Origin of the sequence: Azospirillum sp. CT11-132 (assembly GCF_047302835.1) — a bacterium.
Taxonomy (GTDB): Bacteria; Pseudomonadota; Alphaproteobacteria; order Azospirillales; family Azospirillaceae; genus Azospirillum.
On sequence record NZ_JBGLZA010000006.1, the window covers coordinates 497,278 to 510,631 of the forward strand.

12 protein-coding genes are annotated in these 13,354 nt (G+C 65.9%); 5 read left to right on the forward strand and 7 right to left on the reverse strand.

The features are described 5' to 3' along the window. Nucleotides 1–4: 4 nt before the first annotated feature. From ACCD06_RS26160 to ACCD06_RS26170, 3 genes are all read right to left on the reverse strand, one after another. Entirely contained in the window at nt 5–928 is a 924-nt protein-coding gene (locus ACCD06_RS26160; RefSeq protein ID WP_174757514.1) for an ABC transporter permease subunit, read from the reverse strand. A gap of 9 nt (nt 929–937) precedes the next feature. Then, nucleotides 938–1,948 (reverse strand): ABC transporter permease subunit, encoded by a 1,011-nt coding sequence (locus ACCD06_RS26165; RefSeq protein WP_109074654.1) that lies wholly within the window; start codon nt 1,946–1,948, stop codon nt 938–940. A gap of 221 nt (nt 1,949–2,169) precedes the next feature. Continuing rightward, on the reverse strand, nt 2,170–3,768 hold the full coding sequence (locus tag ACCD06_RS26170; protein WP_413344581.1) for an ABC transporter substrate-binding protein: 1,599 nt from the start codon (nt 3,766–3,768) through the stop codon (nt 2,170–2,172). Between the two features lie 417 nt (nt 3,769–4,185). Between ACCD06_RS26170 and ACCD06_RS26175 the strand changes: the two genes are divergently transcribed. Together ACCD06_RS26175 and ACCD06_RS26180 are read left to right on the forward strand one after the other, a co-directional pair. Next, entirely contained in the window at nt 4,186–5,148 is a 963-nt protein-coding gene (locus ACCD06_RS26175) for a DMT family transporter (RefSeq protein ID WP_413344583.1), read from the forward strand. Nucleotides 5,149–5,216: 68 nt separating this feature from the next. After that, nucleotides 5,217–6,080 carry a ChbG/HpnK family deacetylase gene (locus ACCD06_RS26180; RefSeq protein ID WP_413344585.1) on the forward strand — a complete coding sequence of 288 codons (864 nt, stop codon included), beginning with the start codon at nt 5,217–5,219 and terminating at the stop codon, nt 6,078–6,080. 9 nt (nt 6,081–6,089) lie between these two features. Here the strand turns inward: ACCD06_RS26180 and ACCD06_RS26185 are convergent, their stop codons facing one another. Together ACCD06_RS26185 and ACCD06_RS26190 are read right to left on the reverse strand one after the other, a co-directional pair. Further along, complete coding sequence (locus ACCD06_RS26185; RefSeq protein WP_413344587.1) at nt 6,090–7,724, reverse strand: AMP-binding protein; 1,635 nt, start codon at nt 7,722–7,724, stop codon at nt 6,090–6,092. Nucleotides 7,725–8,079: 355 nt separating this feature from the next. Next, the gene (locus ACCD06_RS26190; RefSeq protein ID WP_109074649.1) at nt 8,080–8,583 is read right to left on the reverse strand and encodes a hypothetical protein; all 504 of its coding nucleotides are present in this window, start codon (nt 8,581–8,583) and stop codon (nt 8,080–8,082) included. 887 nt (nt 8,584–9,470) lie between these two features. On the opposite strand from ACCD06_RS26190, the gene ACCD06_RS26195 reads away from it, so the two are divergent. Next, nucleotides 9,471–10,274, forward strand: a complete 804-nt coding sequence (locus ACCD06_RS26195; RefSeq protein ID WP_109074648.1) for a response regulator — start codon at nt 9,471–9,473, stop codon at nt 10,272–10,274. 24 nt (nt 10,275–10,298) lie between these two features. Here ACCD06_RS26195 and purU read toward each other — a convergent pair whose 3' ends face one another. Next, nucleotides 10,299–11,165 (reverse strand): formyltetrahydrofolate deformylase, encoded by an 867-nt coding sequence (gene purU / locus ACCD06_RS26200; RefSeq protein ID WP_109074647.1) that lies wholly within the window; start codon nt 11,163–11,165, stop codon nt 10,299–10,301. Nucleotides 11,166–11,403: 238 nt separating this feature from the next. On the opposite strand from purU, the gene ACCD06_RS26205 reads away from it, so the two are divergent. After that, nucleotides 11,404–11,790: a hypothetical protein gene (locus ACCD06_RS26205; RefSeq protein WP_109074646.1), complete on the forward strand. Its 387-nt coding sequence runs from the start codon at nt 11,404–11,406 to the stop codon at nt 11,788–11,790. A gap of 245 nt (nt 11,791–12,035) precedes the next feature. Here ACCD06_RS26205 and ACCD06_RS26210 read toward each other — a convergent pair whose 3' ends face one another. Then, on the reverse strand, nt 12,036–12,203 hold the full coding sequence (locus tag ACCD06_RS26210) for a hypothetical protein (protein WP_167393191.1): 168 nt from the start codon (nt 12,201–12,203) through the stop codon (nt 12,036–12,038). A 269-nt stretch (nt 12,204–12,472) separates the two neighbouring features. On the opposite strand from ACCD06_RS26210, the gene ACCD06_RS26215 reads away from it, so the two are divergent. Further along, nucleotides 12,473–13,309: an N-acetylmuramoyl-L-alanine amidase family protein gene (locus ACCD06_RS26215; protein ID WP_413344590.1), complete on the forward strand. Its 837-nt coding sequence runs from the start codon at nt 12,473–12,475 to the stop codon at nt 13,307–13,309. The last annotated feature ends 45 nt before the right edge of the window (nt 13,310–13,354 follow it).

The window sequence follows — 13,354 nt, forward strand, 5'->3', positions numbered from 1 at the left end:
GAGGTCAACGTTTCAGCTTGGGGTCGAGCGCGTCGCGAAGACCGTCGCCCAACAGATTGAAGGCCAGCACGGTCACCAGGATGGCGATGCCGGGCCAGGTCACGACCCAGGGCGCACGCTGGAGGAACTGCAGCGAGGAGGCCAGCATGGTGCCCCATTCCGGCGTCGGCGGCTGGGCGCCGAGACCGAGGAAGCCGAGCGCGGCCGCGTCCAGGATGGCGGTGGAGAAGCCCAGCGTCGCCTGCACGATCAGCGGCGCCAGACAGTTCGGCAGCACCACGATCAGCATCAGGCGCATCGGCCCGGCACCGGCGACGCGCGACGCGATGACATAATCCTTGTTCACCTCCGCCATCACCGCGGCGCGGGTCAGGCGGGCATAGTGCGGGATCACCACCACCGACACCGCCAGCATGGCGTTCACCAGCCCCGGCCCGAGGATGGCGGCCACCACGACGGCCAGCAGCAGCGAGGGCAGAGCCAGCAGGATGTCCATGCCGCGCATGATCAGCACGTCGGCCATCCCGCCGAAGAAGCCGGCGATCAGCCCCAGCCCCAGCCCGACGGCCAGCGACAGGGTGACGACGATCAGGCCGATCATCATCGACAGCCGCGCGCCGTACATCAGGCGGGACAGCATGTCGCGGCCAATGTCGTCGGTGCCGAGGAGGTAGGTCCAGGTGCCGCCATCCTGCCAGACCGGCGGGGTCAGGATCGCATCGCGGTACTGGATGTCGGGATCGTGCGGGGCGATGACGCCGGCGAAGATGGCGATCAGCGCGATCAGCAGGATCACCACCAGACCGCCCAGCGCGCCCTTGTTCTGGCGGAAGTGATACCAGAACTCGGTCAGCGGGTGCGGCGGGCGCGACACGGCGACCGGTTCGGGGGTGGCGGGTTCTGCGTTGGTCGAAAATTCAGCGGACATGGATTGGCCTCACCGCGCGTGACGGATGCGGGGGTTGAGGACGCCGTAAAGCACGTCCACCAGCAGGTTGACCAGGATCACCGAGGTGGCGATCAGCAGGACACCGCCCTGCAGGGCCGGATAGTCGCGGCGGTTGATCGATTCGATCAGCCATTTGCCGACCCCCGGCCAGGAAAAGATGGTCTCGGTCAGGATGGCGCCGCCCAGCAGCGTGCCGACTTGAAGGCCGATGACGGTCACCACCGGGATCAGCGCGTTGCGCAGCGCATGCATGCCGATGACCCGGCCGTCGGCCAGACCCTTGGCGCGGGCGGTGCGGATGTAATCCTCGCCCAGCACCTCCAGCATGGCCGACCGCGTCATGCGCGCCACCACCGCCAGCGGCACGGTGCCCAGCACGATGGTCGGCAGGATCAGGTGGGACAGCGCGGAGCGGAACGCGTCGTAATCGCCGGCCATCAACGTGTCGATCAGCATGAAGCCGGTCGCCGGCTCCACGTAATAGACCAGATCCAGGCGGCCGGACACCGGGGTCCAGCCCAGCGCGACCGAGAAGAACAGGATCAGCAGCAGGCCCCACCAGAAGATCGGCATCGAATAGCCGGTCAGGCTGGCGCCCATCACGCCGTGGTCGAACAGCGATCCGCGCTTCACCGCCGCCAGGATGCCGGCGGGCAGGCCGATCAGCGTCGCGAACAGCATGGCGCACAGCGCCAGTTCGAGCGTCGCCGGAAACAGCGTCAGGAACTCGCTCAGCACCGAATTGTGGGTGACCAGCGACAGGCCGAAATCACCCGACAGCACGTGGCCGACATAATCGAGGAACTGTTGCCAGAGCGGCTGGTCGAGACCCAGTTCATGACGGAATGCGGCCAGCCGCTCGGGTGCGATACCCCGTTCGCCGACTCGCACCTCGATGGGGTCGCCGGGAACCAGCCGGATCAGGATGAAGGTCAGAAAGGTGATGCCGAGAAATGTCGGAATCACCAAGCTCACCCGCGTCAGGATGAAGCGAAGCATCGACGGGTACTCGTTTTTTAAAACTATGGTGAAAACTGGAACGGAGCGCTGACTTGGCAACGCCCCGTTCCATCAGGGGCACCTGCCCCCACTCCGGCCCTCCCCCACTTGCGCAGGGTCGGGAATGCCACTCTGTTCAAAGGGTTGGAGGCGCGGAAACCCACGCCTCCAACCCTATACACCCGGCGCCGCACCCCCTTTTTGCGGAGGTGCGCCACGCATCACTTCAGATCGACGCCTTCGAAGCGATGGACGCCGAACGGATCCATCTTGTAGCCGACGACGTTCTTGGCGAGGCCCATGTAAACCACCGAATGGGCGATGGTGTACCAGGGGGCCTCTTCCTTGAAGATGACCTGCGCCTGCTCGTACAGCTTGGTGCGGGCAGCGATGTCGTTGGTGCGCTTGGCCTGGACGACGAGGTCGTCGAATTCCTTGTTGCACCACTTCGACAGGTTGTTGCCGCCCGGACGCGCCGCCTCGCAACCCAGCAGGGTGTAGAGGAAGTTGTCGGGGTCGCCGTTGTCGCCGGTCCAGCCGAGCATGCCCATCTGGTGCTCGCCCTGCTGCATCCGCTTGCGGTATTCGCCCCACTCGTACTGAACGATCTTCGCCTTGACGCCGACCTTGGCCAGATCGGCCTGCATCATCTCGGCGATGCGCTTGGCGTTCGGGTTATACGGACGCTGCACCGGCATCGCCCACAGGTCGGTCTCGAAGCCGTTGGGATAGCCGGCATCGGCCAGCAGCTTCTTCGCCCGCTCGACGTCGTACGGATAGTCCTCGATCGAGTCGTTGTACGACCACATGGTCGGCGGAATCGGGTTCTTGGCCGGGACGCCGGCGGCCTGATAAACCGCGGCGACCATCGCCTTCTTGTCCATCGCCATGCTGACGGCGCGGCGGACGCGGACGTCGTCGAACGGCTTCTTGGTCACGTTGAAGGAGACGTAACCGACGTTCAGGCCTTCCTGCTCCTGAACGACGATCGAGCCGTCCTTCTTCATCGCCTCGATGTCGGCCGGATTCGGGTACGGCATCACCTGGCATTCGCCGGCCTTCAGCTTGGCCAGCCGGACCGCCGCGTCGGGCGTGATCGCGAAGACGAGGTTGTCGAGCGGCTGCTTGCCGCCCCAATACTGCTCGAACGCCTTGTAGCGGATGACGGCGTCCTTCTGGTAGGCGACGAACTGGAAGGGACCGGTGCCGATGGGAACCTGATCCAGCTTCTCCGGCGTGCCCTTCTTCAGCAGCATCGCGGCGTATTCGGCCGACATGATCGGCGCGAACGGCATGGCGAGGTTGGCCAGGAACGGCGCCTCGACCGCGTTCAGCGTGAACTTGACCGTCAGGTCGTCAACCTTTTCGATCGACTTCAACAACTTCGGCATCGCCATGTCGTTGAAGTAGTCGTAGGCGCCGCCCGACACCTTGTGGAAGGGATTGTCGGCCTTCCACTGGCGCTCGAACGAGAAGATCACGTCATCGGCGTTGGCGTCGCGCGTCGGCTTGAAATCGTTGTTGCTGTGCCACTTGGCGCCGGCGCGCAGCTTGAAGGTGTAGACCAGACCATCGTCGGAGATGGTCCAGGACTCGGCGAGGCCGGGAACGACCTTGGTGCCGCCATGCTCGAACTGGACGAGGTTGTTGTAGACCGGGAGAGCAACGTCGAAACTGGTGCCGGTCGTGTTCAACATGGGGTTGAAGTTTTCGGGGCTACCCTCGGAGCAATAAACAAGGGTCTTCGCCGCCTGGGCCGGCGTCGACAGCGCCAGCGCCGCGGCCATACCAAGCCCGGCACCCAGCAGGATGCGCTTCATTCGTCTTGCCTCCCGATTCCGGTTGGAGCGTACGGAAATTTGCCAGAACGCTTTTGGAAATAGCGTCGCCATTTGGCGCGTGGCAAAGGCGCCTGTCAACGCCAACATGCATACGTGGCTATACCGTGGCGCAGAGCATATTTTTGGGCACCAATACGTCCGTATGGACACATTTTCGCCCCTGAAAACGAAACAGTTGCAAAGCCAACCATCCGGTTGACCGAATCGATAGTTTCCTTCCCCTGCGAATCAGGTTATCCGGGTGGACCATTCCGGCAATGCCCGCAGCCGACGGGAGTCGGACGGCTGCCATGCACAGCTGCCGTGAAGGGCGGCCGCGGCTGCCATGCTAGGCTGGGTTGCACCCGTCATGGAACCCCCTTTTCGGGAACCCCCTTTTCGGATACCGATCCGGCGATGTCGCTTCCGCTCCTGCCGTCCTTCCTGCGAACCGGTCCGCTGGCCGGCCCGTTGGCCGCCTATGGCCTCTACATCGTCGGTTCCGCCCTGCTGGCTTCAAACCCGGTGGTCGGGCGGGCGGTGGCGCATGTGGTGCCGCCGATCGGGCTGGCCTTCTGGCGCTGGCTGATCGCCTTCCTGATCGTGCTGCCCTTCGCCTTGCCGGGGCTGCTGACCCACCGTGTTCAATTGAAGCGGCAGTGGCGGCGCTATCTGCTGCTGGGCGTGCTGGGCCAGGGGATTTCGGGCGCCATCGTCTATTACGGGCTGGAGCGGACCAGCGCCACCAACGCCAGCCTGATCTATGCGACCAGCCCGGCGATGATCCTGGCGCTGGCCGCCGTCTGGCTGGGCGACGCGATCCGGCCGCGGCAGGTGCTGGGCATCCTGCTGGCGATGGCGGGCGTGCTGGTGATCCTCACCCGCGGCGATCTCGACGCCTTGCGCCACCTGTCCTTCAATTCCGGCGACCTGCTGGTGTTGACCGGGGCAGTATCCTGGTCGGTCTACACCATCCTGCTGCGGCAATCGGGCACACCCCTGCCGGTGGTCACCGCCTTCGCGGCGAACGCCTTCGCCGGGGTGCTGGTGCTGGCTCCCTTCTATGCGTGGGAGACGGTGGCGGTGCGGCCGGTGCCCTTTTCCGTCTCCACCATCCTGTCGATCGTCGCGGTCGCGCTGTTCGCGTCGGTCCTGGCTCTGCTGGCTTATCAGAAGACCATCGCGATGATGGGCGCCGCGCGCGCCTCCACCGCGCTGTACGTCTCGCCTCTGTGGGCGGCGCTCGCCTCCTGGGTCCTGCTGTCCGAGCCGCTGCAGGGCTTTCACCTGATGGGGGTGGCGCTGGTCCTGCCCGGCGTGATGCTGGCCACCCTGCAAGTCCGCAAGCCGGCGGCGGAGCCGGCGACCGAAGCGGCCTGAATGCTATTGCCTGATCGGGGCGGCCCGCCCATCTTGGCCGGAACTCCGCATCCTGCTTCCGTCCGGTCATGCCCGATACCGCGCCCACCCCGCTCCTGCTCTGTGCCGACGATTATGGTCTGGCGCCCGGCGTCAACGCCGCCATCCGCGACCTGATCGCCCAAGGTCGCCTGACCGCCACCTCCGTCATGAGCCTCTGCCCGCATTGGCGTGAGGGCGCCGCGGCCCTGCGCGAGCTGAAGGACAAGGCGGATGTCGGGCTGCATTTCACCCTGACCGACCAGCCGCCGCTGGGGGCCATGCCGACGCTGGCGCCGGATGGGCGGTTGCCGCCGCTGGGGCGGCTGATGGGCTGGGCCTATCGCGGGAAATTGAGCACGCCGGCGGCGCGGGTGGAGATCCGTGACGAACTGTCGCGCCAGATCGCCGCCTTCACCGACGCCTGGGGGGCGCCGCCCGACTATATCGACGGCCACCAGCACATCCACCAGTTGCCCGGCGTGCGCGACGCGGTGGTGGAGGCGCTGGCCACCCTGCCCGGCGCCTATGTCCGCCTGTGCGGCGAGCCGGTGGCCTCGGTGCTGCGCCGAGGCGTCGCGGTGCCGAAGACGCTGCTGATCGGCGGGCTGGGCGGCGGGCTGAGGCGCATGGTGCGGGCACGCGGCATCCCGGCCAACGACCGCTTCGCCGGAGTCTACGACTTCGCCGGCAACCGGCCCTTCGCCGAGCTGATGTCCCGCTTCCTCGATGGCATCGGCGGCCGGACCCTGGTGATGGTCCATCCCGGCCTGCCCGACGAGGAGCTGCGCCGCGTCGACACTCTGGTCGAGCCGCGGCGCACCGAGTACGACTATCTGCGCGGGCCGGAGTTCGCCGCGCTCTTGAAAGCGCACAACATCCGCCTGACCCGCTTCGCCGGCTTTCCCCGGTAAAGCGACGCCCTACTCCTCGTCGTCCGGCTGCCAGGCCCGGCGGCGCAGCTTGAAGCGCTGGACCTTGCCGGTCTCCGTCCGCGGCAGCGCGTCGAGGAATTCCACCGCGCGGGGGTACTTGTAGGGCGCAATGTGCTCCTTGACGAAGCTCTGCAGCTCCTCCGCCAGACGCTCGTCGGGGCGGACATCGTCGCGCAGAACGACGAAGGCCTTGGGGATGGTGCCGCGCACCGGATCCGGGGCGGCGATCACCGCGCATTCCTGCACCGCCTCGTGGCTCAGCAGGATGTTCTCGACCTCCAGACCGGAGATCTTGTAGCCGGCCGAGACGATCAGGTCGTCGGTGCGGGCGTGATACCAGAAGAAGCCGTCCTCATCGACGTGGAAGGCGTCGCCGGTCAGGTTCCAGCCCTGCTGGACATAGCTTTCCTGGCGCGGATCGTCGAGATAGAGGCAGCCGGTCGCCCCGCGCACCGCCAGCCGGCCGACCTGTCCGGGGGGAAGCCGGCGGAACTGGTCGTCGACCACCATCGCCTCGTATCCCGGCACGGGCTTGCCGGTGGAGCCCGGCCGGACATCGCCGGGGACGGCGTGCAGCACGGCGTTCAGCAGCTCGGTGGTGCCCAGGCTGTCGAGGATCTGCAGCCCGGTGGCGTCGCGCCAGCCCTCGAAGGTCTGCTGCGGCAGCGGTTCCCCAGCCGAAACGCAGAGGCGCAGAGAGGACAGACCGTTGGCCAAAGCCGGATCGGCGGCCATGCGGCCGATCATGCCGCGGTAGACCGTGGGCACGGTGAACATCACCGTCGCCCGGTGGCGGGTGGCGGCCTCCAGCAGCCGGTCGGCGGTCCCGCGCTCCAGCAGGATGACCGACGCGCCGATGCGCAGCGGGAACAGCAGCAGCCCGCCCAGCCCATAGGCGAAGGCCAGCGTCGGCGAGCCGCAGAACACGTCCTCGGCCGTCGTCCCCAGCACCGAGCGCGGCGACAGGTCGGAGATCGCCAGCAGATGGCGGTGGAAATGGGCGGCCGCCTTCGGCGTTCCGGTGGTGCCGGAGGTGAAGGCGATCAGCGCCACGTCGTCCTGCGCCGTGTCGGCGGCCTCGAACCCGGCCGGCTTGGTGGCGATGCGGTGTTCCAGCTCGCCATCGCGGAAGCCGACGATGCGCAGCGACGGCAGCGCCGCCTCTTCCAGATCGTCGAGGTAATGGGTGTCGCACAGCGCCATGTCGATGGCGGCGCGCTTCAGCACGTCGGCCAGTTCCGGCGCGCGCAGCAGCGGCATCGTCGGCACCAGAACGCCGCCGGCCTTGATGACCGCCAGCCAGCAGGCGGCCAGCATCGGCGTGTTGGGGCCGCGCAGCAGGACGCGGTTGCCGGTGACCAGCCCGTAATCCTCGGTCAGGACGCGGGCGATGCGGTCGACGGTGTCGCGCATCCGGCCATAGCTCCACACCTCGCCGTCACCGCCGATCAGGCAGGGACGCCCGTCCCAGCCGCGCTCGCGCCAGCCGTCGATCAGGACGGAGGCGGCGTTCAGGCGCTGCGGGTATTGGAGTTCGGGGCGTTCGAGAATCAGGTCGGGGCGTTGCGCCGGCGCCGGCAGCCGGTCACGGGTGAAGCTGTCCAGATGTCCGGATGGCGTCATGCGCGGTGCTGCCTCCCCCCATTGGCTAACGGGGAGGATGGGGCCGGCGTGATCGGTGGGCGGAACCTGCCGCCACACGCGCGGTTCAGACACGGCCATGCCATCGGCCGGCGCGAATGCGCATCCCTTCATGGGCAATGCTCCATCTCCCCCCGCAGAGGACGCATGAACACGCCTCCGTCTTATCTTTTATGCTCCGACTATAGTGCCGGGGGGAGCAAGTGAGCCATGCAACGAACGAATGGTGGGTGCACCATCAATCGCCATTCCTGCCGGGACAAGTGACTGAAAAGGCCTGTTTTTCGTTGGTAAGACGCACGATTCGGACCGAAAGTACGGGTCGGCGTACCAACCGTCAGCCGTTCTGCAGATAGATGTCGATCTCGCCCTGTTCCATCACATGGGCGGTGCCGTGGATGATCCCGTTGGCGACCTGGATGATGCGGTGGATCATCGCGACGGAGGCCTGGCAGTCCATCCGCAGCTTGTCGGGATCGCCGCTGTCGATGTCGGTGCCGATCCGCTCCAGCGTGTGGGCGATCACCTGATGGGCCTGGGCGATGGTGTCCTCGAAGGGGCGGAGGAACTTCGACGGCACATGGCCGTAGGCCTCGATCGCCAGTTCCTTGTCGGAAAAGCCGCTGTCGCGGAAATGCTCGGCATAGCTCTTGGGTTGCCAGATGCGGCATTCCTCCAGCATGTCCGGCATGTCCGGGATCATCTCGATCAGCATCACGATTTCGTTGAAGTGATTGAGATAGTCGGTCGCCAGCAGCGTCTTTTCCGAGATGTTCGTGCCGCGCACGCGTTCCCGCCATTGGACGAAGTCGGCCAACTCATCCGGCGGAATGCCATCCATCAGGGACCGATCCAACTCTTGGTCTTCCATGCACAAACCCGGACCCGATGACACCCAACCCCAACCGTGGGCCGATGTCCTTAACGTTGGATTAAACGGGTTGCAAGCGTCGGGTTGTGAAAGTCACCAATTGACGAAATGAATGCGGTGACAGGGCCGTTATCCATCCAGATAAAAATTCGCCGCCGGCGCCCATCCGCATGATCTCGCGGCGGCGCCAGGCGGCGGAAGGACTGGCGGTTCAGGGAGGAATCACACCATTGGCGGTTCCAACACGGCTGCTGCCGGTTGGTTCCCGGGCGGAGTGCTTGGTTTTTTCAATTGCCGGACCGCGCGACCCGAAAGTCACGATACGCAGAAAGAAAAACGCGCCGGCCAGGGGGTGGCCGGCGCGTTCGAGGATCGGGAACACTCGCCTCGCCCTCACACGGCAGATGCGCAGCAAATGCCGGAGGGCAAAGTCAGAGTAGGCTGGTAAGTCTTTCGGAACGGTTAAATCCCGGCCTCCGCAACCCCCTATGCGGCGGGGGTCATAGACCGCCGGCCGGCCTCGCCGGCCCCTGTCATGCCCTGTTGCATACCATGCATACTGAGTAATCCTTTGCAGGTATCTCGAATAAATCTTTCGGGTTCACTCCCGTTAGGCCGTGGACTGCGCCATATGAATTTGACCGTTGCAGGTCGCAATGCGTCAGTCTGCTGTGAAGGCAGCGTCGATGGCGTCGCGACCTCCGGCGGGAACCGACCTCCGGAATTCGTCGCCGGTTTTCGCCGCCGAACACTTCAAGCCCGGAAGGATCGGGTTGCACCGGCCGCATCCGGGTATCCGGAGCGGCATGTCGGGTGGATGCCAGGAACACGCGCCGCAGAAAGGCACGGGGAGAGAGATGGAGCAGTACACCGGTCACTTCATGCAGCATTTGCCCTACCTGCGCCGCTATGCCCGCGCGCTGACCGGGACGAACGGGCGGGGGGACGCCTTGGTGACCCGCACTCTGGAATGGTATCTGGAGGCGGACGAGGCTGAAACCGGCCGGGGCGGCGACCTGTCGCGCGGCACGCTCTATCGCCATCTGAACGAGTTGCAGGACGAGGAAGGCGCGCCCCCGGCGGTGGCGCCCTATCATCCGGTCGAATCGGCGCTGATGACGCTGGAGGAGACCGACCGCCGGCTCTACCTTCTGGTCAATCTGGAGGATCTGCCGGTCGGCGACGCCGCGGCCGTCCTGGGCATCGCCCCGGAGGACGCGATGGAGCGGCTGAACCACGCCCGCGAGCGTGTCCGCGCCCGGCTGACCGCCACCATCCTGATCGTCGAGGATGATGCCATCATCGCCTTCGATCTGGCGGAAACGGTGCGCGGCATGGGTCACATCGTCTGCGGCAACGCCGCGACGATGGACGAGGCGCTGTCGCTGGCGGCGGAACACCGGCCGACGCTGGCCCTGATGGACATCCGGCTGGCCGACGGCGACAACGGGCTGGAGGTGGCGCGCGAATTGCGGGCCCGCCGGTTCCTGCCGGTGATCTTCGTCACCGCCTTCCCCGACGATCTGGCCAAGCACGGGTTGGAGCATCTGGGTCCGGTGATCCCGAAGCCCTTCACCCGCGACCAGATCGAACAGGCGATCACCCGCGCGGTGTTCATGCCCCAGCCGGAAGACGCCCGCGAGACGGCGCAGCCCCACTGAGGGGCAGCGCCGCCTTATCCGGCTTTAGCGGAAGACCACCGTCTTGTTGCCGTTCAGCAGCACGCGGTGCTCCACGTGATAGCGGACGGCGCGGGCCAGCACGATGTTCTCGATGTCACGCCCGATGGCCACCAGGTCGTCGGGCGTCATCGTGTGGTCGACGCGCTCGGCCTCCTGCTCGATGATCGGGCCTTCGTCGAGGTTGGAGGTGACATAGTGCGCGGTGGCGCCGATCAGCTTCACGCCTCTCGCATGGGCCTGATGATAGGGCTTGGCCCCCTTGAAGCTGGGCAGGAAGCTGTGGTGGATGTTGATGACCCGGCCGGCCATCCGCTCGCACAAGGCCCCCGACAGCACCTGCATGTAGCGGGCGAGCACGACGAGGTCGATTTTCTCCTCGTCCACGATCTCCAGCAGGCGGGCTTCCTGATGCGCCTTGTTGTCGGGGCCGACCGGCAGATGGTGGAACGGGATGTTGTGCCACGCCGCCAGCTGGTAGAAGTCGCGGTGGTTGGAGACGATGGCCGGAATTTCGATCGGCAGGTAGCCGGTGCGATAGCGGTACAGCAGGTCGTTCAGGCAATGGCCGAACTTCGACACCATGATCAGCACGCGCGGACGGCGGCGGGCATCGTGGATCTTCCAGGTCATGCCGAAGCGTTCCGCCACCTGGGCGGCGAATTCGGCCTCCAGCTGCGCCTTCGCCGGCCCGGCCGGGTTGCCGTTGAAGCTGACGCGCATGAAGAACAGGCCGGAGATGCGGTCGCCGAACTGCGCGCTGTCGATGATGTTGCAGCTCCGCTCCGCCAGGAAGCCGGACACCGCGAAGACGATGCCGACGGTGTCGGGGCAGGAAACGGTGAGGATATAGTCGGAGCCGGTCTCAGACATCGCGCGTCCACCATGGCGTACAGCAAGAAATAGGGGGAAGCTTCCCTAGCACGAACGCCGCGATGTTGCACCCGCTTCATGTGCGGATGCGCACATGGCTGCACCGTCAGGCGGGCCACACTGTCGAGCGGGAATGCCCCCGAACCCGCGCGCCCCACGCGGCTCTGGCGCAGATGCGCCGGCGGTGCGACAATCGGCGGCGGCCGGACTGGCCGGCATCGGGAAGGCGGGGTCACCCATGGCAACCGGCGGCAAGATCATCGGTGAATACACCAAGGGCAAGGTCGACAAGCTGATGACGGCGGATGCCGCCGACAGCAGCCGCAGCCAGCGCATCCGCCATTTCCTGGAAAACATGGATGCGGCGATCCTGGAGGCCAACTGCGAGGTCATCGGGCGCGAACTGCCGAACCTGGACCGCGACAGCTTCCTGCGCATGGCGGTGCGGGTGGCGGAACTGCGCGCCGACTATATCCGCGCCGGCCTGAAGATGTCCGAATCCCGGCATCCTGATTCCTCCACCGTCACCGACCTCGCCCGCCTGCGCGCCGCCTACGAGGAGATGCTGGCCGTCTATGAGGCCGCCGAACGGGTGATCGAGCGCGGATACGCCAAGCTGGGGTGAGGCCTCCTTCGGCCATCATTCCCGCGAAGGCGGGAATCCAGCCATTTCAGCAGTTTCCCAGAGAGGGTTTCCTGGTTCCCCGCCTTCGCGGGGAAGACGGCCGAGAGTGGCCCCGGCAGGGAGCTGAAAACAAAAATCCCCTCCCCCGCGATCCTGCGGAGAAGGGGCGCGACCGATCGGTCACATATTCAGTGGCGACTTTCCATAGCGACGCCCGGTGGCCGGATGATGGCCGGTATCAGGGCTTACACGTCGTGGAAATGTTCCAATTCACGACGCAGGCTGGTCGCCTCTTGCCGCAGGCCGACGATCCGGCGGACGTCAGGACTGGGCTGCTGTTCCTCGCGTTCGAGCTTGTCCTCGATATCGCGCTGCTCTTGCCGGATGATGTTGAACAGGGCTTTCCTCAACATCGACACCTCCCGAGCTGATCGCTAAAATTTTAGCGCTTTTTCAATCGGTCATCAAGCAACCAATCACGTCTGTCGAATTCTCAGCCTTTCAAGTGTGCCCGCATGACCGGAGGCTCACAAATATTCAGAAACGGTAACCTACCCGGTCTTGACAATACTTTTTTGCAGCCGCATTGGTTAATGAATCAGGCTAGACCAACGGTTGGCACAACGGGTCGGGCGACCTGACGCCGCGGTCTCCCCACCTTTGCAGCATGGTATTTCTGGCGATGGATCGACGACAGCTGCTTGGGCTCGGGCTGAGCAAACTTTGGTTAACCGCTTTCGGCACCGCAGCACTGGCCCTGGCCGATCCGCCGGGCACGGCTTTGGCTGCGGAGCGGCGGCCCGGCCGCAAGCCGGCCGGCGGCGGATCGTCGCGGCCCCGGCTGGTGATGCTCGATCCCGGCCATGGCGGCAACGATCCCGGCGCGATCGGCACCCGCGGCACCTTCGAAAAGGAGGTGACGCTCGACATCGCCCACGAGGTCGCACGCATCCTGGCCGACCGAACCAACGTCGCGGTGAAGCTGACGCGGCGCGACGACCGCTTCCTGGCGCTGGACGAGCGGGTGGCGCTGACGCGCGAGGCCGGGGCCGAGCTGTTCGTGTCGATCCATGCCGACAGCGCCCCCAATGCCGATGCCCGCGGGCTGTCGGCCTACATCCTGTCGGAAAAGGCGTCGGACTCCTTCGCCTCGCGCCTCGCCCAGCAGGAGAATCAGGCCGACCGCTTCGGAAAGTCGGGATCGTTGGGCGGCGGCCGGATCGTCAAGGACATCCTGCTGGACCTGACGGCGCGCCACACCCGCCATGCCTCGCTGGCCGCCCGCCAGCTTCTGGTGGAGGGCGCGGGCAAGGAGCTGCGCCTGCTGGAAAACCCGATGCGCTCGGCCAATTTCGCGGTGCTGAAGGCGCCGGACGTGCCGTCGGTGCTGGTGGAGACCGGCTTCCTGTCCAATCCCAGGGACGAGGAAATCCTGCGTGACGCCACGGCGCGGCGGGTCGTTTCGCGCGTCCTGGCCCGCGAGATCGCACGCGTGCTCTCCAGCCCAGCTTTCGCCTGATTTTGCCCCGAGACTGCATGAGGCTCTGCGGCGAAACTTCCGCCG